The sequence below is a fragment of the Micromonospora sp. S-DT3-3-22 genome, assembly GCF_015354745.1.
GTDB lineage: Bacteria > Actinomycetota > Actinomycetes > Mycobacteriales > Micromonosporaceae > Micromonospora > Micromonospora wenchangensis.
Genome location: NZ_JACGMO010000004.1, coordinates 87,342 through 112,131 on the forward strand (window position 1 = coordinate 87,342; position 24,790 = coordinate 112,131).

Here is a 24,790-nt window from a genome sequence, read left to right on the forward strand (position 1 = left end):
CGATCGATACGACGATGGACCCGGAGGGAGTGACGACGCCGTTGGTCTATTCGGCCATGCATGCCGTGCACACACCCGTCGCAGCCGGGTCATCTGCTACGTACTGCTGGGCCAGGGCCGGGCATGTCGAGGTGCGCAACTCTGCATCGAGCGTCGGCTCGAAACGGCCCGGTCCTCCCGGCCTTGCCAGGGCTCCACTCCGTCGGTCTTGGCCTGCTTGGACAGCTACTGAGAGAACTCCACCTCCGCCGCTGACGGCTACGGGAATCAGGTGAACCCCGAGAGGCGGTCCGTCTCGGTTGCGCTCGTCCGCCGCTGCGCGGATATCAGCAGGAGGCGGTCGAGGCGACCGTATACATCGATGGTCACGATGGTGATGCTGGCACCAATACTGCGCCAAACGGGACCACTACCAGCGAAGACACCGAATCCACCAGCTGTGGCTGGAGTGCTAGCCCTGCGTATACCTTCTCAGCAACCCCGCCGTCGTCGCCAAGATCGCCTCGGCGTCGGCCCGGCTCCAGGAGAAGCTTCCCGTGGTGCTGTCGTCGTGGTGAGCGGCATGGGTCATTCCCTTGACGTCCCAGTAGACGGCCGCCCAACGCTGGTCCTGGGTGCGGCTGTCAGCCGGCACAGAGAAGACCTGTTTGGCGGACGGGATACTAACGAGCAAGGAGATGTTCTCTAGTACCCGCCGGCAGGTGGCCACGCAGTGCTCCCACTGCTGGTCACGTAGCTCGGCCCGCGCCTGCCGCAGCCGGGCAGCAGCTTGACTAAGCGAGGCCGCGTCCTTGTCGGAGGCTGCCGGCGGCGGCGTGAGGGCCGAGTCGGTCAGTGGGCTGGGCACCCGGAGCAGTACGCCCACCTCCGTGCCGGCCTGGTCAAGCAGCTCCAGCCAGCGGCCACGCGGAATGCGGACCGGCAGCTCATCATGGGCCACCGGATGCACGTCGCCCGGCGGCGACAACAGGGTTACCTGAAGCTTGAGTCGCAGGACGATGTCGTCCTGTCCGCAGGCGCTCTCCAGGGAGATGAGCTGGTCATCGGTGAGGGAAACGACCAACTCCTCCGCCGCCGGATAGCCGCGGAGGGTCACGACTTGGGGCTCCAGGCCCCCTACCCAGCGGAAGAACGGCCGCTCTAGCCAGACGGTGCCAACACACAGCACCTGGGCGTTGCTCTCCGGGGCCTTGGCATCCAGCCAGGTACCGGTGACCTGGGCCGGGATGATCAGACGGTGGTTGGCGACGCCGGGCGTCAGTTGGACCTCCCCGAAGGAGAGGTGGATCTGCCCGAGCGGGAGGTAGCGGAAGGAGGCCGTGGTCACGGGGACAGGAGTAGCACAGGGCGGCGACAAGATCAGCCCGCCGTGTGGCTTCTGCTGAACCCGTTACAGGACAGTAGGCAGAGAGAGGCGGCGCAAGCCCTCGGCGCCGGTGCCCGGCGGTGCTGGAACGCGCTGGTCATCCGGCAGCGAGCAGGCCTCTTCGTACTGGCCAGGAGGCGTTCAGCAGTTTCCGTACGCCGGCAAGCGCCGTCTGCGGGCGTGTGTCCACCGCACGAGAAGCGGTCGGCGGGCGGTGGAGCACTAGGGTCCTGAGCCGGGATCCGTCAACGGCGCTGCGTTTCCTCGTGTTGGTGCACGGCCTTGCGTGCCAGGATGTCGATATCTGCGAGAATCCTTCTGGGTGGTGCGATCAGGTCGAGTGGGTGGTGCACGACGTCAATCTCGGTATTGCGGATCCGACGCGGGCCGGGCTTAGATGTGCCCTGCGCGTAGATGAGCCACCCGAGGGGGAGGTTCAGCGCCGTGCAGTACGCAAGCATCTGGTACGCGTCGGCGTTCGGGTAACCCGAGTTGGCGCTTTCAAGCTTGTACTTCGTGTCGAAGACCGCGACGGGCCGGCCATTGATGACATGAACAACATCGGGTCGGATGGAGATCGTCCGGTCAACATCGAGGTACGCCGGGTACTGGCCGTCAGTGCGCCCGGGATACGGGGCCAACGCCTCGCGCAGGGCGGTTGTGACGAAGTCCTCGAAGGTCTTGGCCATGTTCACGACGAACGCGGCCATGGAGACGTCACCAGGGCCAGGCTCTGCGGATTGGTAGTGGAGCACCAGCTGTGCCAACCTGAGGGCGGGGGCGTACCGAGCGTTCAGCCGACTCGTACGCCAAGTCGGTAGGAACGCTCCGTGCGGTAGCACCCGTACGCCGTCGAGGCGACCGTCCAAGTGGGCGAGGCGAGCCTGCGCCCCGGCCGGCAGCCGGGGAACCGCCATCATGCGCCGCAAGGCCGTGCGTAGGATCTGGTTCTCGACGATGTCCGTGGCGTACTCGTCGAAGCGCACCTCGATCGGCAGCGGTATGCCGGGACGGCGGGCGAACTGGTCAGCCAAACGGACCCGGCCGCGGACCAGCGGCAGCGACTCGTCGACCGACACATAGCCCTGTAGGACGCCTGGGGCGAGTGCGCGCTCGGCCTGCCGGATCAATGACTCGGCCAGTGCCGGCCACAGGTCCGGTTCGGGGGTAGCGGTGACGTCTTCCGGCCGGAACCCCGGGTCCATGGCGTAGCCGAGCAGGAAGAGCAGTCGGGCGATCCCCACCTTCGGTTGCACCTGGACGTCGAGTCCGTCGATGCGGACCGCGCCGACCTTGCCGGTGGGCAGCAGGCGCCACCAACCACCGCCTTCAGGACGCACCTCAACGAGCCCAGTGCTGCTCAGCGTGCTTGCGGCATCGTCATCGAGCTGCCGCAGCGCGCCGGCCTTGTCGAGCTCGGCGACGTTGACTGGCAGCCCGCTCATTCCGATGGTGACGCTTCGTCGGTGTTCGTAGGTGAGTTGCCACCGTCCGCCGGAGTGGCGCGGGCGCGGATGGCCGCGAGTCCGAATCGGTTGCGAATCTGGGTCCGGGTGAGCCGTCCGTAGTAATGCTCCTCCAGTAGCGGCATCAGGTCGTAGCGCCATACGCGGTCGAGCGCAGCCTCGCTGTCGAGGTTCGGCTTCATCAGGTACGACGGGCCGATCTTGAAGTCGTGGTCTTCCTCGCCGATCGACTCGTTGAGCGCCGCCAGCAACGCGGCCCGCTCGTCACCATCCTTGCCGTTGGTAGGCCGCGGCCCGCCGCAGGACCTCGTTCTCCTGTTCGAGGAGCTTGATCCGCTTGCGGGCCTCGCGCAGCTCGGCTGACTCGCCGCTGGTCGTGCCGGGCTTCGCGCCAGCGTCGATGTCGGCCTGGCGCAGCCACTTGAACAACGTCATGGGGTGGACCCCGAAGTCCTTCGCGATCTGCTCGACGGTCACGCCCGGATAACGGTCACGGGCCACCCGCATGACGTCATCGCGGAACTCTCGGGGTAGGGCTTGGGCACAGCGACATCCTTCCAGCCCGCCCACAGGGCAAGCCTGTCACCTATCGGTGCAGCAGACCCAAAGACCGGCCGTCGCTGGCCGGCCGTCTCGGGGAGAGAAGGGACATCCGGCACCCGCCCTGCTGGGCATCGAGTCGGCCGCTTCGGTGCAGACCTGTTCCGTGAGTTCGCCGCACCGACGAGATTCGTCAGCCAGCTCCACCGACTGCGGCGCATGTTAGCGTCTCGGCCAGTTCGTCCCTGAACGCCACCCGCCCATAAGTATCTGGGGGGGCGTCAGGCCAGTTCGTAGAAGCCCTCGCCGTCCAGATAGCGCGTGGTCAGGGCATCACGGGCGACGGTGGCCGCGATCTCGTGCAGCAGGTAGACCCGGAGTGGGAAGGTCCAATCGTCGATGGACGGGTGCACCGGTTCGCCCGGGTGCACGCGGAACAGCACGTCGTGGAAGCTGTCCAGAGCGCGCAGGTCGTCCAGCCGGGGATAGGAGCGCAGCACCCCGCCCCGGGGCGCCACCATGTTGACCACGCGGGCGTGGCGGTCGACGCAATAGTCCTCGTCGGCTGCGGAGAGGAACCCTACGGGGTTGGTGCAGGCCTCGACGGTGAGGTCGAGCTGGCTCGTGCCGAGGGCTGCCGTGACGGGCACGTGGACGTCGGCCCCGCATACCCGGGCCCCCGTCTCGACCAACCGCGGGCCGTCCGGGGTGAGCTTCAGCTCGGTGTGCGCGGGGCCGTAAGCGATGCCGAGGGCGTCCAGGATCTGAAAGGTGTGGGCGACTAGGGCGTCCTGTTCCGGTCCGCGCCGGGGCAGCAGTTCGGCACCGGCGGCCAGTTCGGCGACCCCGTTGGCGCTGAGGGTGTGCATCTTCCAGATGTCGGAGACGCGGTGCGTGCCACCGTGGCTGACGGTGTTGACGATGTACTCATGGCCAACCAGGTATTCCTGCGCAAGCACCGCCTCGTTCTGCTGGCCGAGCACGCTCGTGGTGCCGTGCAGCGACTGAAAGGCCGCCGTAATCTCCTCGGGCCCGGAGCAGAAGTAGACGCCGTCGCTGCCCGCGCTGCTGACCGGCTTCAGCACCGTCCGACCGCCTGTCTTGTCGTACCAAAGCAGGAGCTCGTCCAAGTCGGCGGTGTGGAGCTGCTCGACAGCCGGCACGCCCGCCGCCCTGACAGTCTCGATCATCAGGTACTTGTCGCGGCGGGCGGGACTCAGCGCGGTGCCGTTTGACGGCAGGCCCAACCGCTCGCTGAGCGCGTCGGCGAGCAGCACCGCGCGTTCCACCCCGGGGATTAGCGCGATCGTCCGGTACGCGCTCAGGGCTTGCAGCGTCTCGGCGAGGTCGCCGTGGTGGACGACGTGTCCGCTGAAGTCCTCGGGGCGGTAACCACGCAGGTAGTTCTGGGGGATGTCAGGCGTGCTCTGTACGTGCACGCAGTCGTAACCGCGGGCACGGAAGAGCGGTGCCAGACAGCGCGAACTGGCGTAGGCGTCGACGATGACGACCGCCGGGGCACTGGCAACATTCATTGGTTTCCTCACCGTGCAGGGATTCGGACGCGGTCTCAAGCGACGGGGCTAGTCCGGATCCGGATCCGGGCGACGGCGGCCTCGGCGCGAGCCACGGCCTCCACCGCGTCCCGGCCGACGGCAATGACGTCCCCGCACACCCGGTCGGCGGACCAGGTCACTGGCGGGATCACCATGCCCGGCCTCGCCTTGACACCGAGGGTGACGCCCTCTAGCCCCTCGGTCGGCAGGGCGATGTCGGTCACCACGCCGGGCTCGGCGGACAGGAAGCGGATCGCCGCGCCGCCTAGTGGTGCGGGGAGTTCCTTCTCCCAGGGTTCGAGACCGAGTGGAACGGCGACCGCGGCGCGCACGAGGTCCACGCCGCAGGCGAGCCGCACCAGTTCGGGGATGTTGTCGCCACCGGCCCGGTTGTGGGACTCGATGATCCGCAACCCGTCGGCAGTGATCATGATCTCGGTGTGGGAAGGGCCCTCGACGAGGCCCACCGCGTCGAGCAGCCGCGCTGTCAGCTCGGCGATCGCCGCGCGGACGTGCTCATCCACGGATGCCGGGACGGAGTGTCCGACCTCCACGAACCCGGTGCCCAGGAGCTTGTCAGTGATGGCCACGACGGTGTGCAAGCCGTCCGTCGAGAAGCCCTCCACGCTCACCTCGTAGCCGGTGAGGAACTCCTCCACCAGCATCCGTTCGCGCCCGGCGGCCTCGACCCGCGACCAGATCTCGGCGGCCCGGTGTGGGCCGTCGACCCTGTGGACGTCCGCGCTGCCGCCGAAGTCGAGCGGTTTGACGATGCCGGGACCACCGAGTTCGGTCAGGAACGCGGTGAGTTCGCGTGCGCTGTGCACGACGCGGAAACGGACCGGCGATAGGCCGAGGTCGGCAAGGTGGTTCCGCATCGCGGACTTGTCCTTGAGAAGGGTGACGGTGCGCAGCGAGTTGCCGCCGAGTCCGAAGTCCTCGTTGAGCCGGGCCGCAGCGACTAGCCCCAACTCGGTCGGCGAGAAGAAACGGACCACGGGTGACCGCGCCTGTAGCCCCCGCCCGGCCGCCAGGACCGCCGGTTGATCGCCTAGGTCGACGTCAATCACCTCGATGCACCAGCGCCGTGCGGCCTCAGGATCGTAGCCACCGGGCCTGGCCAGCAGGACGACCCCGCAGCCCAGTTCCGCCGCAGACCTCAGGACGCTCGGTCGACCGCCCAGTAGAGCAATACGCGGAGCCATCTGTCTCTCTCCGATCTGTTCCTCGGGGAAACCCCGTCGTGCCCGGCCCCGGTCAACTCGCGGCGAGCAACGTGACATTGTCCCCGAAGCGCATAAGCGGCCGGTACTCCTCGGCGCGGGTGTGGCGCATGGAGCGGAGCATGGCGATGGCGCTGCCGGCCGCGCTGGCTGCCTGAATGATCGAACTGTCGTCGCCGACGAGGGCGGCCGTGATAGTGATGTGCTGCTCGATGTCCTGCAGGTCAGCCTCCAGCAGCGAGTCCCGGGCCAGCGCCACCTCGGGGTCGTTGGCGGCCAATTTGTCAAAGGAGTCGGTCCAGGTCCGCACGAGGGTGCGCATGGCCTTGCGGAACGCCTTGTGCTCCGGCTGTGTCCGTCCGGTGAGCGCCGCGGGGACGGCCGGCGGGCTCATGGTGGGCCGGACCTCGGCGTCGTAGCAGGGTGCCGACATGTCGCCGGAGTGCATCATCGCGGCGGTGAAGGCACGGACATACGTAACGGCCTCCCGCAGCGCGGCTCTGGTGGCCTCCGACTCGCCGTCGCGGTGCAGGGCGAGCGCGCGTGTCACGGAGTCGGCCGCGGCGAGGTTGAGCACGAAGTAGAAGTGGTGCGTGATGACCCAACGGGTCAGTTCGTCCTGGCCTGGGGTGACAGGGGCCGGTCCGGCAGGCGAGGAGGGGGAAGTTGGGTCACGTTCCGCGTCCGGCGGGGCGAGTCCGCGTAGCACCTGGACCATCGCGGCGACCTCGGCGGCCTGCTGGTTCAGCGACAGCCGCGCGATCCTCAGGTCGGCGAGCGTACGGGCGATGATGACAGTGGTCTCGGACACCAGACGGGCATCGTCGATGTCTGCCGTGCGGACGCCGAAGTACGCGTGGTTCGGGACGATCGGGGTGAGCGCGGTGGCGTCCATCGGCTTCACCTGGGCGAGCGTCGCGAGCCCGGTGGTGGCCGCCACTGCGGCCTCCCTGGCGTCCCGGAGCTGCGCCGGGCGTACCCCGCTGGGGTTCAGAAGCTCAGTGTGCAGGCCCTCTAGGGTGGCCACGGCGGTGTGTAGGGCGGACTCCACGGGCTCGGCGGGCCGGGACGTGGCGCGGACCAGGTTGTTCGCCGGGAGGACGACGAGGGGGAGGTCGGGGCAGGCAGCAGGCATGTCGGGTACCTCGGTGCATCGTGGCGGAGGGCGGAGAGGTGGGGCACGGGATGGACGAGGACGGTGCGGCCCGGCCGGGGCATGGTCGTTCGTAGCGCGCCGATCGTTTACGTGCGGGCGTAGCCGCGTGCCTCGTTGAGGAACTGGCCCAGGTAACCGTCGTGCGGCAGGTTCGGGTCCTGCCACCAGCGGGCGACGGGACCGTGAACGACGGTGCGTACCCCGGGCATGGCGAGGACCTTCTCAACCAGGGAGTCGTCTTCGGTGAGCAGGCCGAGGGCCAGCGAGTCGTCCAGCGGAGCCATGCCGTCGGCCTCGCGCCAGGGCGCCACCCAGACACAGGGGAAGGGCAGTTCCGTCGTCAGCGCCGGATGGTCGCAGCGGTCGAGCACGTACACGGCGGGGCGCAAGGCGACGGCCGGCTTCCCGACGTCGGCCAGCGGTCCGTCGGGGCAGTGGACGGCGACGAGGTCGGGGACCGGACCGGCGGCAGCGGCGGCGGCGGCGCGCAGCGCCTCGGCTTCGGGTCGGGGTCGGACCGGGAGCACCGCGCGGGGGTCCGTGACCGGGTGTGTGGGAAGTGCGGCCAGGCGTTCGGCGAGCTGTCCGGCCAGCCGCCTGTGGTCACCGGTGGTCAGTACAGCGGTCGTGTTGGTGCAACGCACCCCGCCGTCCCCGGCGATCTCGGCGACGAGGTGGTCGAGCACGGCCTCGTCCGGCTCAGTGTCCACGAGGATCTTGCTGCGTCCCGGTCCGCGTACGAGGACCCGGTTGTTGCCGCGAAGTCGGGCTACGGTGTCCTCGCCGCCGTAGACGATGGCCAGGTCGCCCGCCTCGGTGAGGGCGTCTGCGGTGGCGTGGCCGCCGGGAAGCAGACTGATCCAGTCGGGGCGCAGTCCGGCGGTGAGCAGGGCGCGGACGAGACGCAACGGCGTGAAGGGGTCGCGACCGCCGGGCCGTACGGCGACGCGGTAGCCCATGGCGATCGCCTGGAGCCAGGCACCATGGGTGCCGGGGTGGTTGCTGGGCGCGACGACGGACAGGACGCTCCCGCGCCGCACCCAGCGGGCGGTGTCGCCGGCTCCGGCTGGTGTCTGGCGGCGGACCACCTCGCCGAGCGTCTCGCCGTCCCGGGCGACCCGTTGCAGGACGCCGCGCGCCACGGTGACGGGCACGCCGGAGGCGAGCGCCTGGAGGCGGCAGTACTCCTCCGGGGTCTGTCCACCGAGGTTTGCCTTGGCGAAGAGCCGGCCGGCCTCGGCGAGGACGGAGAGGCGTTCGTTGAGGCTGAGTTCGGGCGACTGCCGCATGGCCTTGACCGTCAACCGGGCAACCAGGGGCGGGACCTCGTGCATGGTCGCCAGCGGTTCGCCTGTGACACCATGCAGGACGCGGGTGTCGCGGGAGGTGCGTTCCTCTCCGGCGCGCACCACGGGTACGGATGACAGCACGCCAGATCACCTTTCCTTTGGGCCGAGCCGGGCCGGTGCGGTGGACAACTCGGACAGGCCGGTTCCGGGTGGAACGGGAACCGGGGCGCGTCGCGGCAGCGGTCGGGTCAGAACGGCCAGCCGTCGAAGACCACCGCGCGGGCGGGCGCGGCCTCCACGTCGGCGATCTTGATGGGCAGCGCCATGAGCTGGACGACGGGATTGGAGATCTGCCCGAGATTCTGGATGTTCTCCAGGATCGGGATGCCGGCGGACAGGAGCCGCCGGTGCACCTGGCCGCTGCGGTCGTCGGGCCGCTCGGTGATGCAGTCCATACCGACGAGCGTGGCACCGTTGTCGGCCATCCAGTCGGCCGCTGAGACAGTGAGGTACGGGGGCTTGTCCCAGTAGTCGTCGCGTCCGAGGTACCGGTCGGGGTGATCGGTACGGATGAGCAGCCGGTCCCCCTCCTGCCACACGTCGCGTACGGCCTTCTCCAGGTCCTCGCCCGTCACCGGGTCCAGGTCCCGCTTGTGGGATAGGTCGGCGACGACGGCCCGGCCGACGAATGTGCTGAGCGGAAGCTCGTCGATCTTCTCGCGGTCCTCGAAGAAGTGGAAACCGGACTCGATATGGGTGCCGTTGTGGGGAAATATCTCCAGGTTGGAGAACGTCCGACCAGTTCCGGAAGGGTCGGTGGCCGGCGTCATAGCCCGATGAACGTGGAATTGCGGATACCACGGCGCGTCGTAGGAGGGCATGCCCTCAAACCAGCCCTGACTAATATCGATCAGCTTCACGCGGCACTCCACCACTAGCGCGGAGACTCCGCCGGGAGCAGCGGAGTCAGAGGAAAGGTAACACGTCTCCGAGGAGGAGCCAACAATTAATGGAGATCATTGTTCGACTGGGCGGCGAGGGATGAATGCGGTTGATGAGTTTGAGAATTTTCCTGACGGAAGCAGTATTCGCCACCTCTTAACATTGAGGTGACCATTAATTAATAGCGGCCGGACAAGATGTCTCAATCATTTCGCTGGGATTCGTGCTCAACGCGGCCCTTGCCCCCGCTTGCCGTCGTTGGTCGATGCAGGCGAATAGGTCACCTCCAGGATGCCTTGATAGAAAGATTCGTTATGTCCATTGTGGCGTGACCTCCTTCGAGGAATTTATTTCCGCCACTCGGTGGTACGCTCGGCCGCACCATTCCCTGTTCGGGGAGAAGTTCACATCAAGCCCATGGAAGGCCTATTACGTGATCGTGATCCTTGATCATTTGGCACCCCAAGAAAGTGTCAGGGACCTCATCGAAACCCTTTCGGAAAACGGACTCGACGCAGAGTTGACAAGGCTTGGGAACATCTCGTTGCTCGTATCCGAGAGTTCCGGAACGGCGGGCTTGGCCACCATGCTCGAAGGTCTCCCGACCGTCTCCCGGGTCCTACGGGTGCCGGGGCCGCAGCGGCTGACCAGCCGGGCCTTCCGCGAGCAGGACACCCGCGTCCGGGTGGGCATGAACCTGCAGGCCGTGTTCGGCGGTACCGAATTCATCGTGATCGCTGGCCCCTGTGCGGTAGAGAGCGCCGAACAGATGACAGGCATCGCGGACATGGTGCGCGGGGAGGGCGCGGTCATGCTGCGCGGCGGTGCCTTCAAGCCCCGTACTTCCCCGTACAGCTTCCAGGGGCTCGGGCTCGCCGGTCTCACGCTGCTCGCGGAACAGCGTCGGCGCACCGGACTTCCCGTTGTCACCGAGGTCGTCACCCCGAAGGACGTCGAGTGCGTCGCTGAAGAGTGCGACATGCTCCAGATCGGTGCACGCAACATGCAGAACTTCGAGCTGCTCCGTGAAGCCGGCGCCGCGGGCAAGCCCGTCCTGCTCAAACGGGGGATGTCCGCCACTGTCGAGGAGTGGCTGCTCGCCGCCGAGTACCTGCTGCATGTGGGCAACGACGATGTCGTTTTGTGTGAGCGGGGGATCCGCAGCTACGAACGCAGTACCCGGTTCACGCTGGACCTTAGCGCGGTGGCCGAGGCCAAGCGGCTCACCCACCTGCCGGTGATCGTCGACCCCAGTCACAGCACCGGAAAACCACACCTGGTCGGGCCGATGTCGCTGGCGGCTGCCGCCGTCGGGGCCGACGGGCTGATTGTCGACGTGCACACCGACGCCCGCGCCGCACGGTGCGACGGTGCCCAGGCACTCAACGGCACGCAGTTCGCCGACCTGATGAAGAAGCTCGACCCCGTCCTGGAAGCCGTGGGCCGCCGGCTCGCACCGACCGCCCGCGCCGCCGGCTCCCTCGCCTCGGCCTGACCACCCACTGGAGACGCAGCATGTTGTCGTACCCCAAGGATCCGTTCTCCGCGGACCTCGGTCCGGACGAACTCGTGCCCGCCGCTATGAGCTGGCACTTCTCCGCCGAGACCGGCTCCCCATACTGGCTCAAGCGCGCCGCCGACCTCGGCTTCGACCCCCTGACAGACGTCCGTACCTGGGACGACCTCGACCTCTTCCCCGATGTGAGCGAGGAGTGGCGCACCGTCACGGTTGACGACCTAGTGCCGGCCGGTACCCTCGCCGACCCCTGGGACTTCCAGGTCTTCGACAGCGGCGGCACCACCGGCTCGCCCAAGCGCATCGTCGAGTCCCGTTCCCGCCGCAACGGCGTCGCTTGGGTCAGCGAGGTTCTCGCCGCGCATGGCATACCCGGCCGGAGCGAGGGACACTGGCTGCACATCGGCCCCACCGGGCCGCACATCGTAGGCCGATCCGTGGGTTTGCTCGCCCAACTCCGCGCGGCGTTCTGCCACTACATCGACTTCGATCCCCGCTGGGTCAAGAAGTGCATCCAGCAGGGCAGGGGGGAAGAGGCCGGCCGCTACGTCCAGCACATCCTCGCGCAGGCCCGGGACGTGCTCAGCACCCAACCCGTCGCCGTCCTCTTCGCCACCCCACCCGTGCTGGAGGCGATCTGCGCCAACGAGGCGCTTCTCGACCTAGTGCAGCGCAAGGTACGCGGCGTCGTGTGGGCGGGCACCAGCGTGAGCCCGGAAACTCTGCGCGCCTTCGAGGAAGAGGTGTTCCCCGACGCGGCCGTCGTCGGGCTCTACGGCAACACCATGATGGGCATCGCCCCGCAGCGTCCCCGGAAGACGGACGACAGCCACCCCTGCATCTTCATCCCCTTCCACCCCTACAGCAGGGTCAGGGTCGTCGACCCCGAGCAGCCGACCCACCAGGTCCGGTACGGCGAGCGGGGCCAGGCGCGCATCAGCCTACTCTCCCGCGACCTGCTGGTGCCCTGGACACTGGAACGCGACTCGCTGGTCCGTGTCGCCCCGACCGCCCGCTATCCGCAGGACGGGCTCGCCGACGTCCAGGTACACGCTGGCGACAGCGGACAGGCCATCATTGAGGGGGTGTACTAGCCATGGCCGTGGACGTCGCGCCGAACCCTGGCGGCCTGACACTCAGCCCGGCCGAGCGCAGCATGCTCGTGGACGCCTGCCGCGCCAGCGTCGAACGAGCCCGGGTCACCGGCCGGCACGCCCTGGTCAGTTGGGCCCACCCGTACCCCCTCACTGACCCCTTCGCGACGTGGGCCGCAGCCCGTACCCGCACCGGCCGCTCCCTGTACTGGCAGTCGGCATGGGACGGCAGCACGGTCCTCGCCTTCGGCAGCGCCCACGACCTGCGCGGCACCGGTGCCGGCCGGATCGCCGCAGTCCGCTCCGCTTGGTCGGAGCTGGTACACGAGACGATCAGGGCGGGTCCGACCGGGCCGGGGAGGGGGCCGCTCGCCCTCGGCGGTTTCGCCTTTGGAGGCGAAACGGACGGCACATACGGTATTCTGCCCGATGCCCTGCTCTGGGTGCCGTTGATGCAGGTGCGTCACACCGCCCGGGACACGGCGGGCACACCGGCGGAACTACGGCTCAACGCGCTCGTCGACGGCAGCGACGACCCCGAACTGCTCGCCACGGTACTCACGCTTCGGGTCGAACAGTGTTTCGGCGCTCATCACACGAACGGACGTCCCCCCACCCCCCGGACTCGCACGACCATCGAGACCCCCGCCGCCGAGGAGTGGAAGGATCTGGTCCGCCGCGCCACTGCCCGGATCCGCGCGGGCGACTTCGAGAAGGTGGTACTCGCCCGGCGGGTGGACGTCACCGCCGACCGAGAGCTCGACATCCCGGCAGCGGTGCATCGGATGCGGGAGACCCATGCCGGTACGACGGTCTTCGCCCTCGGCCACGGCGACACGACCTTCCTCGGCGCGACACCCGAGTACCTGGTTCGGGTCGAGGATCGGGAGGTACACGCGCTCGGCCTGGCCGGCACCACCCCGCGTGGCGCCACCCCTGCCGAGGACCGGGAACTTGAGGCCGAGTTGTCCGGCAGCGCCAAACTTCGACACGAGCACGACGTCGTGGTGCGGATGCTCAGCGAAGCGCTCACCGAATCGTGCACCCGGGTCACGGTCGAGGCCGAGCCGCAGGTACTCAAACTCGCCCATGTCCAGCATCTGTCGACGCCGGTGCGGGGACGGCTGGTCGAGGGTTCAGCGGAAGGCGTCCTCGACCTCGCGGCACGTCTGCACCCGACACCCGCGCTCGGCGGCCACCCCCGCGCCGAGGCGTTGGCGTGGCTCACCCGCAACGAGGGCTTCGACCGCGGATGGTATGCCGGCGGGGTCGGCTGGGCCGACGGAGACGGCAACGGGGAGTTCGCCGTAGCCATCCGTTCCGCGCTGGTGCGGGGCGACACAGCCCTGTTGTACGCGGGCTGTGGCCTCGTGGCCGACTCCGACCCCGAGGTGGAGTACGCCGAGACGTGCGCCAAGCTGCGCCCCATGCGCACCGCCCTCGGCATCGACTGACCGACCCGACGCCCGGGCCCGGCCACCTGCCCGCACCGACAGCCCTGCGGAATAGTGGCACCTTGAGCCTGGAGAACATCGCCGGTGGCGGGCTGGCCGGCTCGCATGTTCGCCGCACTGTGGACCGTCCAGGGACCTGATGCATGCTCGCCGTGCTCTCGTCGCCGGTCGCGTCGTCGACCTGCCGGCGGCTACGGATCCCGGTACCGCGCTGCGTGACGCCTTGCACCCGGCCCAATCGTTACGGAAGGAGATTCTCCCGTGACCGCGACGCCCGAACGACCCCCGACTCTGCACGGCACCGACGAGCTGCCCGCCCCCATTTGATCGAACCCACGGCGTCGGCGGTGAGTCGGCCCGTGCTTGGGAGACGCATGTCCTTCTTCCGCCCCCGGTTCCCGGGCGAACGCGCCCTGGTCTCCGGCATCGCCGTGGACGCGATCGGCTCCGGTATGTACGTCCCCTTCAGCCTAGTGTTCTTCCTTCACGTGACGGGCCTGCCGCTGCCGTTGATCGGGCTGGTGCTCACCGCCACGGGCCTGATCGCCATCGCCGTCGTTCCCGTGGTGGGCATCGTGGTGGACCGCGTCGGTGCCCGCCCCACGCAGATCGCCCTGTATGTGATACGGGGGCTCAGCTTCGCCTGCTTCCCGCTCGCCCGGTCCCTGCCAGTGTTCGTCCTCGTCGCGCTGTTCACCTCGGTGGGGACCCGCGCCTTCCGGCCAGCCCAGAACGCCCGGCTCGCCGAGCTCGCCGACGGCACTGACCGAGACCGCCTGCTCGCGCTCAGCCGTAGCCTGAGCAACGCTGGTCTCGGTGCGGGCACCCTGATCGCCTCGATCGTCATCGCCACGGCGGGCGATGCCGGCTACATGGTGACGGCGTGGCTCAACGGGGCGAGCTTCCTCGCCGCGGGCTTCCTCGCCTCCCGCACACCGCCGGCACCACCCCGGAACCCGGCGACCGTCCGTGCCCGTGGCGGCGGTTACCGGACCGTCGGCGAGGACCGGCCCTTTCTCGGCCTCGTCTGTGCCAACCTGCTCGTCGCCCTCGGCTTCTCGGCCCTCACCTCGCTCCTCCCGCTGTATGCGACAGGCTGGCTCGACCTGCCCGAAGGGCTCGTTGGCAGCGCCTTCCTCCTCAACACGGTGCTGTGCGCGACTCTCGGTGTCCCCGTCGCCACCCTCGCCCGGCGCTGCTTCTCCAGCCGTCCGCGGGCCGCCGCTGCTGGTGCCGTGCTCTTCGCGCTGGCCTTCCTCGCCCAGGCAGGACTCGGCATCGTTCGACCGCACGGCGTACCCCTCCTGCTCGCTGGGCTACTGGGCACCGTACTCGTGATGACGATCGGTGAGATGGTGTACAGCCCCTCCTCAGAAGCGCTGTCACAGTTCGCAGCGCCGCAGCGGTTGCGGGGCCGGTACCTCGCCACATACCAGATGTCCTGGTCACTGGCGTACGCCCTGGGTCCGATGGTGTTCACCTCCCTGCTCACCATCGACGGCCGCCTGCCGTGGCTGCTGGTGGCGGGCACCGCGGCAGGCGGTGCGCTGCTCCTGGTAAGCGTCGAGCGGCGGCTGCCCGTCGAGGCAGTCGCCTTCGTCCCCCCGCCCGTGCCCGGGAAAGCCACCCTCACCGCCGCCACCTGACCGAGCATCACCAATACCGGACACGGAGTCATGATGCGGGCCACCAGCCCGCCACCTCACCGTCAGGAGACCCGACATGGACCGCGTCACGCTGACCGAGACCTACCTGGCGGAGCTGGAGGCCGCCGGGACACCGGCCGAGGAACTCCTCGCCGGCCTGCCCCACAACAAGATCGTCAACAGTGGCAAGCCGAGTGGCCTGGGCAGGTGGCTCGCCCGCCCCGTCTTCCTGGGCGATGCGGAACTAACCCGGCTGACCGCCGACCTGGACAACCTACTCACGGCGCTGGAGAGCCTCCCCAGGAAGCTCTTCGGCGGGGACTTCGCCGCCTTCGCGCGGGCGGTCGGACTCACCGAACCACAGGTCGCGGCGGTCATGCAGAACCGCGGGGAGCGGCTGACCCGGCAGAGCCGGGCCGACCTGGTCTGCGATGGCACCGGCTTCAAGCTTCTCGAATTCAACATCGGCAGCGCGATAGGCGGGATGGACAACGTCGACGTCTGTCGGGAACTCCTGACGGTTCCCGTCCTCGCCCGGTTCGCCGAGCGATACGGGCTGACCTTCGTCGACTCCCTGCGCGGGCAGGTCCACAACATCCTGACCGAGACCGGTTTCTCGGCCGGGGACCACCCGGTCGTCGCGCTCACCGAATGGCCCTCGGCCTTTCCGGACGAGCTGCCATACCTGACGCAGCTTTGCGGGCGTTGGCGCGAGCTGGGACTCGACGCCGTCCCCTGCCACCTTGGTCAGCTAGAGGTGCGCGACGGCCGCGTACGGCTCGCGGGGCGGCCCGTTGACATCATCGTGCGGACCTTCCTCATCCGCGACGTCGTCGGCCCGGACGCCTCCCGGCTGACCACTGCCGTCTTCGAGGCCGCCCGCCGGGGCGAGGTGAAGATCTTCACGCCGCTCGACACCGCCGCCTACGCGAGCAAGGGGGCGCTGTCGCTGCTCTCGGAGGAAAGCAACCGGCACCTGTTCACTCCCGAGGTCGTCGCGAGCCTCGACCGCATCCTGCCGTGGACCCGGCGAGTGCGTCGCGAGGAGGTGACACTGGAGAACGGCGATCGAGTGGACCTCGTCGAGTACGCCCTGTCGCACGCCGAGGACCTGGTTCTCAAGCCGACGTCGCTGTTCGGCGGCAAGGGCGTCGTGCTCGGCTGGGCCGACGACCTTACCCCCGAGGCATGGCGCGCTCTGCTGCTCGCCGCGCTGGACAGCCCCCACGTACTGCAACGACGGGTGCGGCACGTGCTGGAGACTGTCCCCATCCCGGGCGGCGGCGTGGACCGATTCCGTCCCGTCTGGGGGATCGCCACGGGTGTCGACGGCTTCATGGGAGGCAGCGTGCGGGCACTTCCCTCGGCGGCCGGCGACGCCGTGGTGAGCCTCGCCAACGGCGCCCACATCGGAGCGCTACTGCACGAGACACCGGCGCCCCTCGCCGGTGCCGCTCCGGAAGTGAGCCGTCGGCGGCTTTGGGGATCGGCCACCGTCATGAAGGCCGCGGTGTTCCACGGCAGGGGCGACGTCCGAGTCCAGGAATGGCCGGCGCCTCCTGCCCCTGGGCCCGGCGAGATCCAACTCGCCGTGGTGCGGGCCGGCATCTGCGGCACGGACGTCGAGGAGTTCACCTCCGGTCCCCACCTCATTCCGCTCACCCGGCCGCACTTCGCGAGTGGACACCATGGCCCCTTGGTCATCGGCCACGAGATGGTCGGCGAGGTCGTCGCGACCGGACCCGGGGTGGACACCTTCGCCCCTGGCGACATGGTCGTCCCCGGCTCCGGCGTCTCCTGCGGAGACTGCCGCTGGTGCGTACGCGGGCGGACGAACATTTGTGGGCGCTACTACACTCTCGGACTGCACGTCGACGGCGGTCTCGCCGAGCGGGTCAACGTTCCCGCCCGGATCAGCCGTTCGGTGGGCGACCTCGACCCCGACGTCGCGATCATGGCACAGCCGCTGGCGGTGGCGCTGCGGGCGGTCCGCGACATCACTCCCGATCCAGACCAGACCGTGGTGGTAATCGGCCTGGGCAGCATCGGGTCGCTCGCGGTCGCCGCCTGCGCGGCCCGTGGCGTACGGACGGTCGGTGTCGACGTCTCGGCCGCCCGACTGGAAACCGGCCGCCGTGCCGGTGCGGGACTGCTGATCGACGCCTCGCACGAGGATGCGAGCGCCGTGATCCGGGCGGTGACGGGCGGACACGGCGCAGACGTGGTGATCGAGGCCTCGGGCGCCCCGGCCGGCCTGGCGACCGCGGTGAACGCGGTGTGCCGGGGCGGGCACCTACGGCTGGTCGGTCTGCACCGCGATCCCTCGCCGCTCGACCTGACCCGACTGGTGCTGGAGGAGGTCATGCTTGACACCTCGAAGGTGCACATCTGCGATCAAGACCTCCCCGAGGCGTTGGCGCTGCTCACCGACCACCCGGAGATCGCCACGACGGCGCTCGATGAGGTCGTCACCCTGGACCGGCTGATCCCGGACGGGCTGGAGCGCATCGCCCGCGGAGACGCCACCGGCAAGGTCGTCGTCCGCCTCTAGCCGATGCTGTAGACGATCGGTGGCCATACTCGACGATCGACAAGACCGGCTTCGGCGACTGGCGGTCGCCATCGCGCGGCCAGCCCTGAGAGCAGGCTCGGGACCCGTACCGGGTGACCTCCTTCGGGCCGCTCAGCCGGGCGGTGTCCCGAGCAGCGCGTCGGCAATCGAGGTGCGCGCGTACAGCACGGAGCGGCCAGCGCGGTGCGCGCTCACCAGTCCGGCGTCCCGCATGGCGGTGAGGAACTGGGATACCCCGGCGGGCGAGAGGCCGGTGCGCCGAGCCAACTCGGCGGTGGAGGCAGGTGACTGGAGTTCGGTGAGCAGCAGGGTACGCGAGCGACCGAGCACCGCGGCGACCGCGACGGATCGGGAAGGAGTGGGTCGCTCCCACAGAACGCCCACGCCGCGCGAGGGGTAGGCCAGTTGCAGCGGCTCGGCGTCACGCACCACAGTGAGCACGCCCGGCCCGGCAAAGACGGAGGGGATGAGCAGCAGCCCGGCACCCTTGGTCGCGCCGCGCAGGGTCTGCGCGCGGCGGACCAGCCGCAGGGTGTTGTCCTGCCAGCTAATCTTGGCATGCAGCCCATTGAACAGGGCCTCCGCGCCGAACTCGGCGACCTGGCGGGCCCGGTGGAAGACATCGGCCTCCAGCACGGTGCGTATCCGCTGCCAGTAGGGTGCGAGCGCCAACTCCCAGTACCTCTCGATCTCGGCTGCGAGTTCGGGGAGCAGTCCCTCCGGATCGGCCCGCAGAGACCGCACTCGCCTCGAGGCGCCGCCCAGGTGTCGTGCCAGGTGGTCCAGGTCCCGCTGCACAGCGACGGTCGCACTGCCCCGCACCGCGTCCAACTCATCTCCCAGCGAGGGCGCGTGCCCGGCCGGAACGGGATTGAGGAAGTCGGGAAAATAGCCGCTCGGGGGAACGAGCGCGGTGAGCCAGCCGCGATCCAACCCGGCCGTCGTGAGGCGAGGTCGCACCTGCCCGATCCAGGGCAGATGCCCGACGGTCGGACGGGCGGATCGCAGCAACCGGAAACTGGTCACGACCTCCCACATGGGCGAGAGGGAGAAACGCATCCGTGCCAGGTCACTCGCCGAGAGCTCCACCTCAGCCAGTGTGGACCCCCCGCATTCAGTCATCGCTGAATCAGTTGTCGGGCTTTCCCGGGCCGCGCATCATGCGGCCATGTTCTCCTCGTACCGGGGCCTGCCGCGCACTGCCTGGATCATCTTCAGCGGAACGATAGTGAACCGTCTGGGCTTCATGGTAGTGCCCTTCCTGGTCTACTACCTCGGCGCACGGGACGTCAGCACGTCCGAGGTCACCTACGTGCTGGGTGCCCTGGGCATCGGCAACCTGGTCGGCCCGCTGCTCAGCGGGATGCTCGCCGACCACTGGGGCCGCCGCTCCACGATGATCACTGGGTTGTTGGGCACGGCCGCCTCGCACGGCCTACTCTTCGTGGCACCCAATCTCGTGACCTTGGCCTTCGGAGCCGCCGCGCTGAGCGTCTGCGGCACGATGGTCAGCCCCGCCGCCAATGCGCTCCTCGCGGAGTCCGTCGTTCCCGAACGCCGCCGCAACGCCTTCTCGCTGGTCTACTGGGCGGTCAACATCGGCAGCGCCGGTGCCGGCGTCCTCGGTGGCTTCCTCGCCGAGCAGGGCTACTGGCTGCTATTCGTGGTCGACGGCGTCTCCTCCGTCCTGTTCGCCGTCATCGCCGCGACCCTGCTCCCCGCCGGAAAGGGGTACACGGCACCCAGTACCGTCGTGCGCAGCGGTTACAGCGTGGTACTGCGCGACCCGCTCATGCGTGCGCTGCTGCCATTGTTCGGCATCACCCTGGCGATCTACTCCCTAACCGAGGCCGGCCTGCCATTGGCGATCCGCGACGACGGCCTCTCACCCAAGGTACTGGGACTGATGTTTACGCTCAACGCGGTCCTGGTCGTCATCGTGCAGCCCATCGCCGCCACGGTGCTGGACGAGTTTCGTCCGCTCGTCGTCTACGTCTTCGCAGCCGGGCTAATCGCTGTCGGCGTCGCGCTCACCGGCGTGGCCAACAGCCTGTGGAGCTACGGTGCGAGCGTCGCGGTGTGGTCGCTGGGCGAGGCGGCCATCGGCGGCATCCACTCGGCGACGATCCAGAGCATCGCCCCCGACCATGCCCGAGGCCGCTACCAGGGCGCCTTTCAGTGGTTGTGGGGCACTTCCCGGTTCGTCGCCCTGACCGTGGGCACCGCTGTCTACGCGCACGCGGGATCCGCTGTCCTCTGGTGGTTCTGCGCGGCGGCGGGTGTCGTCGCCCCGTTGGGGGTTCTCGCCATGGGCCCGGCCATCGAACGGCGCACGGCCGATGCGGCAAAGGCGGAAGCCGTCGTCGCGGCGGCTGACTGATTGGATATCTCACCGGCCGGTCCGACGTTTGACGCCGAGGCCGTGGCCAGGTCTTCGGCGTTGAGGCAGGCGGTGTCCAAGGCGCGCAGTAGGGCCAGGGCTTGTCGTCCCATGGCCTGTTCGACCAGGGGTGGCTGGTGCAGGGTTGCGGTGGCCAGGGCCTGGTGCAGTCGGTCAGCTTCGGCGGTGACGCCTCGTTGGCGGCCGGCTCGTCGTATGGCGTCGGCGAGGTTGTCTGGGGTCAGTGTCGCTGCCTGGGTGGGGGTGGGCGCTGTGGCGATCACGGCGCGGGCTTCGGGGCGGGTGATCCCGCCGCGGGCGTCGCGGAAGGCCAGTATGAACGTCGGGTAGTACTCGCGCAGCAGTGAGCGCAGTTTGTTGTGGGCTTGGGTTCGATCCCATACGGCGTCTTGTTGGGCACGGGCGAGAACTGCGATCGCCTGGCCGAGTTCGGAGTCGTTGGGCAGCGGTCGGTGCACGGCCATGTCGGTGCGCAGAATGTTGGCCAGGACCATCGCGTCGACGTGGTCGGACTTGGTGCGTGAGGCGGTGTATCGGTCTCGGTAACGAGCGACCGCGACCGGGTTGATCGCGTAGATCTGGCGGCCGGTCGCCCGCAGGCAAGCCACCAGCAAACCCCGGGAGGTCTCTACCAGCAGATCAGCGAGGTGCTGGCCACTGCCAACCCCTCCCACTACCAGCCGACCCTCCCGGGAAACACGCACTGGCGCAACTGGCCGATGTCAGGGGCACTGTGACACCTGACGTTGTACCACGACACCGGGAGTACGCCTCGCAGTTGATGTCATCAACTCAGACGGCAGATCGGGGGATCCGTTGACCGGGCTCGAACCGGCGTCCTCCCGGTCCCTAGCCGGGTGCTCTACCGCTGAGCTACAACGGATCTCCACGGGCCCCGTCGGCTGGGCTCGAACCAGCGTCCACCCGGACCAGAGCCGGGCGCTCTACCACTGAGCTACGACGAGCGTGATCATGCTGCCCTATCACGGCTTGACGTGTCCATCCCGTTCCGGCAGCTCGCTGACCACGACGTCACCCGGGATCAGCGTGTGCTCCAGGCCGCTCTTGATCATCTTTCCGGAGAACGCTCCACCGGCACGGAGCATCGACGCCCACAGCGGGTCCACGATCGATACCCCGTGCACCAACTCGGGCGTGGGGCGGAAGCGCCCGGTTGCTGCGGGTGTCCTGGGACCTGTCCAACCGGACGTGACCGGGTCGACGCCGCCATCGGCGCATGCTGCCTCGACATCCGCACGGGTGCAGGCGGTGGTGCCGTCGAGCACGTCCCACGGCAGCGGTAGCCGAGCCCATACGCCCACGTCGGGGTGCAGGCCGCCGCCGGTCGACCGGTGCCATGCCGCCAGGTCCGCCGCGATCAGCATCATCGCCTTGCCCGGGCAGGACGCCTGCAGCAGTCCGAGGCTGTCGGCGGCGTCGAGCGCCGCGATCCAGGCCGCCCGCGCGGTGTTGTACGCGCCGCACAGGAGGTTCCACGTCGACGAGTCGTTACCCCGCCTCACGATCATGGTGGCCTGGTCGAACTCACTGGCCGTCCATACCCGCTTGAGCAACGCCGCGACCTGGCGCATCGTTGTCCACCACCGGCCCAGCAGCTCACCGCGCTGTGCCTCGGTCAGCCGGGCGAGCACAGCCGGCGTCGGATGGGCCTGGGCGATCATCCACCAGTCCGTCGCCGGGTTGGCGGTGCAGTGCTTGAACAACAGGTCGGCGATGTCGTCGTACGGGTTGTCCCGCCCCGACAGGGTGAACTCCCGCCGCAGCTTCCGCTTGGCAGTCAGATACGCCACGAAGCAACCCGCCCACGGATCAGCCAGAAACGCATCCCGCTCGATGCTCGCGGCGAATCCTGCCCGCGCGACCATGGTCAACTGCCGCTTGGTCTGCTCGACCGCCAACCTGTCGGCTTTCGCCGACAGTCGCTGGGTCACCCGGAATCGCCGGTTGTACTGCCGCTTCGACAGCTCGATCCCCGCCGTCACCCGGCCCTCCCGGTTCAACCGGTCACGCAGGAAGTCCAGCCGGGCCGGATCGACGGCACCCAGGGATTCGCTCAGGCGGGACGAGAATTCAAGCAGCGAAACGGGATCGTCCGGGTCGACGCCGCCGGGCGTCAGATCGAACAGCCGCGTTGCGGCGTCGATCTGACGGGCACCACCGACCGGCCGGGCGAAGTCCGCCGACATCGAACTCCACCCGTTCCAGCGTGATGCCCCGCGAGCCGCCCGCCCCACCGTCATCCGGTCGCGAAGCCCCAACTGGCCGCCCACCACCCGCAGCACGAGATGCGCGACCTCCTCCGGCCGGCGCCGCTCATCGAGCGACGTGTGCAGCGCGACCAGGGCATCCTCAGCAGAGGTCTCGGCGATTGACATGGCGGCATCCTGGCAGGCACGACGCGACCGAGCAATCCGATTCACCACTGCCCCTGGCACCGCACGGCGGAATGCTCATCATCAGATCCCAACCGGTCTCTACCGTGGAGGTGGTGCGCGACCCCTACCGGACATCGTGCGACGAGGTGCTGTGTGCCACGTCGTTGAACCCGATCTCCTCGTTGTCCCTCAACACCTCCGCTACCACGCGATCATCGGCACAAACGGACACTCACCGGGCGCGCGGATTGCGGCATGAGAGTGAGATGCACCGCTATCAGATGTGGCGGAGCACCAGTGTCGCGAAGCCGAGAACGTTGCGGTACCCGCGCAACCACTGATCGCGGTGCCTTCGGGCGACGGTAAGTACCTCGGCAGCGTCCGGATGGCCGGGGTTGTTCAGCGCCCATTCAGTGAGCGAGCCGCTCCACGACCATTCGTAGTCGTCCCACTCGGCGGCGTCGCTGACATGGGCGTACACCGGCGTCCAGCCGGCCTGTTCAGCTGCGTCGATCAGGCCGGGGAGGTCGGTGAACTCCTCCGGCCGCGCGTCGAGCGCGGCGAGTGCCTCCGGAGTCGGTGGGACCTGCCAGAATCCCTCACCGACCATCAGGATGCCGTCGGCGTTCACCTGCCGGCCGGCCGACTCCAGCGTCTCGGCGAAGCCGCCGAACACGTGTGTCGATCCGACGCACAGCACCAGGTCGTAGTCGCCGTCGGGCATGTACGTGCGGGCGTCGCGCTCGTGCAGCGTGAGCCGGTCGGCGAGGCCTCGTTCGACGGCAGCGCTCGCGGCGCGTTCGAGGGCGTACCGGCTGACGTCCACGCCGTCCGCGTGCCCCTCGGGGTAGTGCGTCAGGGCCTGCAGCGTCCAGGCCCCCTCTCCGCAGCCGAGGTCGAGGATGCGAGCCGCGGGTTGCCGGTCCGCTCGGCGCAGGAGGCGGTTGAGGGTGACACCGGAGACCGGAGCCGCGATCGGGTGGTGCGAGTGCGCGATGCTGCTGAGCCGCTGACGATCCACCGTCAAAGTCAACACGAGTCCGACCGACACCCGCACCCGGATTCACCACGGCACGCACGGCCAGCGGCATGGCATGGGAGCACTCCCCGTCCAGATGCGGGCTGTTTCTACCGTGAGGACATGCAGTGGTATCTCTTGCTGGCATAGGGCTTGTGGCGGGCGTCGTGGTCCTGATCTTCCAGCGCAGCGGTCGCCGGCCGCGGAGCGCAGCGGAGAAGGCGGCGGCCGCGCAGGCCGCCATGCGGGCGATACGCCGCGACTCGCCGCGTCCTGATCGCGACATTTCTCACCGGGGTCGTGGTGTTCCCGATCGGCACTCTGCCGCCATCGTGGACAACGCCGGGTATGGAGACGCTGCGAACTTCGATACCGGTGGCGGAGGGCGAACGGACTGAGCCCTCACCCGAGAGGCGCAGCTGTGCATACCGAATTGCGAAACATGCCCCTCTCAACCGGTTGGCCGCCTGGGGCAGGCATCGCTGCGCTTAGGTGGCCGCCCAGCGCACCAACGGTCTGGTCTTCCAGTGCACTCCACGCGGTGGTTCCTCGTCGTCGTCGGGCCAGTCGATGACGGGGAGGGCGAGAAGACCGATCCGGCGTGCCACGACCTCGTTGGCTTCGGCCATCCAGGTGCTGGCCCAGGCCAGCTCACCCGGCAGGGCGAGGAGCCGTTGACCGTCGGCGGGATCGAGCCGGTCCAACAGAGGATTGCCGTGGCGGTCGGGACCGTCCGCCGCTCTGCCGCTCCAGCGAGTACCGACCTGGTGCGATCGGGCCCGTAGCGGGATCAGCACGCCGTCGATGTCGACAAAGATCGAGGTCGTCGGACGCTGGCAGGCACTGCGGAACCGTACCGCGACGGGCGGTCCGGGCCGCTGACGGCAGCGGCCGATGACCTTCAGTAGCGCGAGAGCGGCAGATCCGGGCGCTTGATCTTGGCGAGCCGTGTGGCCGGTAGGAAGGCACCCCGATGGCGCGGCGCGGCGACGTTGCGTTCTGGGTCATCGGCCGATCGGATGGCCGGTGGCGATGATCGGCTATTTCCATGGGCGGCGGACACCCTGCGACGTCTAGGAAGGAGGCATGGCCAACGAGCGGACCGTTCCCCTGCTGCCGTGCGCGTCCATTGATGACATTGAAGCCTTCTATGGA

Annotated in this window: 20 protein-coding genes, 2 tRNA genes and 1 pseudogene; 7 read left to right on the plus strand and 16 right to left on the minus strand. The window is 68.7% G+C overall.

The window, feature by feature from the left end:
• Nucleotides 1-451: 451 nt before the first annotated feature.
• The 9 genes from H1A17_RS02110 to H1A17_RS02150 form a co-directional block, all read right to left on the minus strand.
• Nucleotides 452-1,327, minus strand: a complete 876-nt coding sequence (locus H1A17_RS02110; protein ID WP_145919212.1) for a hypothetical protein — start codon at nucleotides 1,325-1,327, stop codon at nucleotides 452-454.
• Nucleotides 1,328-1,611: 284 nt separating this feature from the next.
• The gene (locus H1A17_RS02115; protein ID WP_145919213.1) at nucleotides 1,612-2,811 is read right to left on the minus strand and encodes an McrC family protein; all 1,200 of its coding nucleotides are present in this window, start codon (nucleotides 2,809-2,811) and stop codon (nucleotides 1,612-1,614) included.
• On the minus strand, nucleotides 2,808-3,083 hold the full coding sequence (locus H1A17_RS02120; protein WP_228542754.1) for a hypothetical protein: 276 nt from the start codon (nucleotides 3,081-3,083) through the stop codon (nucleotides 2,808-2,810). Before H1A17_RS02120 ends, H1A17_RS02115 begins: the two co-directional genes overlap by 4 nt.
• 13 nt (nucleotides 3,084-3,096) lie before the next feature.
• The gene (locus H1A17_RS02125) at nucleotides 3,097-3,309 is read right to left on the minus strand and encodes a transposase (protein WP_145919214.1); all 213 of its coding nucleotides are present in this window, start codon (nucleotides 3,307-3,309) and stop codon (nucleotides 3,097-3,099) included.
• A gap of 344 nt (nucleotides 3,310-3,653) precedes the next feature.
• On the minus strand, nucleotides 3,654-4,907 hold the full coding sequence (locus H1A17_RS02130; protein WP_145919215.1) for an ATP-grasp domain-containing protein: 1,254 nt from the start codon (nucleotides 4,905-4,907) through the stop codon (nucleotides 3,654-3,656).
• 35 nt (nucleotides 4,908-4,942) lie between these two features.
• Complete coding sequence (locus H1A17_RS02135) at nucleotides 4,943-5,998, minus strand: ATP-grasp domain-containing protein (RefSeq protein ID WP_309236668.1); 1,056 nt, start codon at nucleotides 5,996-5,998, stop codon at nucleotides 4,943-4,945.
• Between the two features lie 187 nt (nucleotides 5,999-6,185).
• The gene (locus tag H1A17_RS02140; protein WP_205789431.1) at nucleotides 6,186-7,091 is read right to left on the minus strand and encodes a hypothetical protein; all 906 of its coding nucleotides are present in this window, start codon (nucleotides 7,089-7,091) and stop codon (nucleotides 6,186-6,188) included.
• A gap of 302 nt (nucleotides 7,092-7,393) precedes the next feature.
• Entirely contained in the window at nucleotides 7,394-8,737 is a 1,344-nt protein-coding gene (locus tag H1A17_RS02145; protein ID WP_145919218.1) for an aldehyde dehydrogenase family protein, read from the minus strand.
• 107 nt (nucleotides 8,738-8,844) lie between these two features.
• The gene (locus tag H1A17_RS02150) at nucleotides 8,845-9,516 is read right to left on the minus strand and encodes a cyclase family protein (protein ID WP_145919219.1); all 672 of its coding nucleotides are present in this window, start codon (nucleotides 9,514-9,516) and stop codon (nucleotides 8,845-8,847) included.
• Nucleotides 9,517-9,866: 350 nt separating this feature from the next.
• Here H1A17_RS02150 and aroF point away from each other — a divergent pair, with 350 nt between their 5' ends.
• The 5 genes from aroF (at nucleotide 9,867) to H1A17_RS34130 (ending at nucleotide 17,799) form a co-directional block, all read left to right on the plus strand.
• Nucleotides 9,867-11,033: a 3-deoxy-7-phosphoheptulonate synthase gene (aroF, locus tag H1A17_RS02155; RefSeq protein ID WP_205789432.1), complete on the plus strand. Its 1,167-nt coding sequence runs from the start codon at nucleotides 9,867-9,869 to the stop codon at nucleotides 11,031-11,033.
• 20 nt (nucleotides 11,034-11,053) lie between these two features.
• Entirely contained in the window at nucleotides 11,054-12,148 is a 1,095-nt protein-coding gene (locus H1A17_RS02160) for an AMP-binding protein (protein WP_145919220.1), read from the plus strand.
• Nucleotides 12,149-12,150: 2 nt separating this feature from the next.
• Nucleotides 12,151-13,602: an isochorismate synthase MenF gene (locus H1A17_RS02165; protein WP_145919221.1), complete on the plus strand. Its 1,452-nt coding sequence runs from the start codon at nucleotides 12,151-12,153 to the stop codon at nucleotides 13,600-13,602.
• Nucleotides 13,603-13,976: 374 nt separating this feature from the next.
• Nucleotides 13,977-15,248, plus strand: a complete 1,272-nt coding sequence (locus H1A17_RS02170) for an MFS transporter (protein ID WP_194820882.1) — start codon at nucleotides 13,977-13,979, stop codon at nucleotides 15,246-15,248.
• Between the two features lie 76 nt (nucleotides 15,249-15,324).
• Nucleotides 15,325-17,799 carry a zinc-binding dehydrogenase gene (locus H1A17_RS34130; RefSeq protein WP_228542755.1) on the plus strand — a complete coding sequence of 825 codons (2,475 nt, stop codon included), beginning with the start codon at nucleotides 15,325-15,327 and terminating at the stop codon, nucleotides 17,797-17,799.
• 132 nt (nucleotides 17,800-17,931) lie between these two features.
• Here the strand turns inward: H1A17_RS34130 and H1A17_RS02185 are convergent, their stop codons facing one another.
• Nucleotides 17,932-18,909: a DUF5937 family protein gene (locus H1A17_RS02185; protein ID WP_145919223.1), complete on the minus strand. Its 978-nt coding sequence runs from the start codon at nucleotides 18,907-18,909 to the stop codon at nucleotides 17,932-17,934.
• Nucleotides 18,910-18,988: 79 nt separating this feature from the next.
• Here H1A17_RS02185 and H1A17_RS02190 point away from each other — a divergent pair, with 79 nt between their 5' ends.
• Entirely contained in the window at nucleotides 18,989-20,200 is a 1,212-nt protein-coding gene (locus H1A17_RS02190) for an MFS transporter (RefSeq protein WP_145919224.1), read from the plus strand.
• A 356-nt stretch (nucleotides 20,201-20,556) separates the two neighbouring features.
• Here H1A17_RS02190 and H1A17_RS34135 read toward each other — a convergent pair.
• A pseudogene (locus H1A17_RS34135) lies at nucleotides 20,557-20,895 on the minus strand (transposase); the annotation flags it as partial.
• Here H1A17_RS34135 and H1A17_RS35765 point away from each other — a divergent pair.
• Nucleotides 20,869-20,958 carry a hypothetical protein gene (locus tag H1A17_RS35765; protein WP_375372780.1) on the plus strand — a complete coding sequence of 30 codons (90 nt, stop codon included), beginning with the start codon at nucleotides 20,869-20,871 and terminating at the stop codon, nucleotides 20,956-20,958. The pseudogene H1A17_RS34135 and the gene H1A17_RS35765 sit on opposite strands and share 27 nt — an antisense overlap.
• Nucleotides 20,959-21,032: 74 nt before the next feature.
• Here the strand turns inward: H1A17_RS35765 and H1A17_RS02200 are convergent.
• The 5 genes from H1A17_RS02200 to H1A17_RS02220 form a co-directional block, all read right to left on the minus strand.
• Nucleotides 21,033-21,104 (minus strand) — tRNA-Pro (locus tag H1A17_RS02200).
• A 10-nt stretch (nucleotides 21,105-21,114) separates the two neighbouring features.
• Nucleotides 21,115-21,186: transfer RNA gene (locus tag H1A17_RS02205), tRNA-Gln, on the minus strand.
• 18 nt (nucleotides 21,187-21,204) lie between these two features.
• Nucleotides 21,205-22,617, minus strand: coding sequence for a hypothetical protein (locus tag H1A17_RS02210; protein ID WP_194820883.1), 1,413 nt, complete (start codon nucleotides 22,615-22,617; stop codon nucleotides 21,205-21,207).
• A gap of 277 nt (nucleotides 22,618-22,894) precedes the next feature.
• Nucleotides 22,895-23,674, minus strand: a complete 780-nt coding sequence (locus H1A17_RS02215; protein ID WP_309236669.1) for a methyltransferase domain-containing protein — start codon at nucleotides 23,672-23,674, stop codon at nucleotides 22,895-22,897.
• 449 nt (nucleotides 23,675-24,123) lie between these two features.
• Complete coding sequence (locus H1A17_RS02220; RefSeq protein ID WP_194820884.1) at nucleotides 24,124-24,339, minus strand: hypothetical protein; 216 nt, start codon at nucleotides 24,337-24,339, stop codon at nucleotides 24,124-24,126.
• Between the last annotated feature and the right edge of the window lie 451 nt (nucleotides 24,340-24,790).

Bases quoted from the DNA above. Each gene is read 5' to 3' on its own strand.
- H1A17_RS02115 (WP_145919213.1), bottom strand. From the start codon at position 2,811: ATGAGCGGGCTGCCAGTCAACGTCGCCGAGCTCGACAAGGCCGGCGCG.
- H1A17_RS02130 (WP_145919215.1), bottom strand. From the start codon at position 4,907: ATGAATGTTGCCAGTGCCCCGGCGGTCGTCATCGTCGACGCCTACGCC.
- H1A17_RS02160 (WP_145919220.1), top strand. From the start codon at position 11,054: ATGTTGTCGTACCCCAAGGATCCGTTCTCCGCGGACCTCGGTCCGGAC.
- H1A17_RS02165 (WP_145919221.1), top strand. From the start codon at position 12,151: ATGGCCGTGGACGTCGCGCCGAACCCTGGCGGCCTGACACTCAGCCCG.
- H1A17_RS02170 (WP_194820882.1), top strand. From the start codon at position 13,977: ATGTCCTTCTTCCGCCCCCGGTTCCCGGGCGAACGCGCCCTGGTCTCC.
- H1A17_RS34130 (WP_228542755.1), top strand. From the start codon at position 15,325: ATGGACCGCGTCACGCTGACCGAGACCTACCTGGCGGAGCTGGAGGCC.
- H1A17_RS02190 (WP_145919224.1), top strand. From the start codon at position 18,989: ATGTTCTCCTCGTACCGGGGCCTGCCGCGCACTGCCTGGATCATCTTC.
- H1A17_RS02210 (WP_194820883.1), bottom strand. From the start codon at position 22,617: ATGTCAATCGCCGAGACCTCTGCTGAGGATGCCCTGGTCGCGCTGCAC.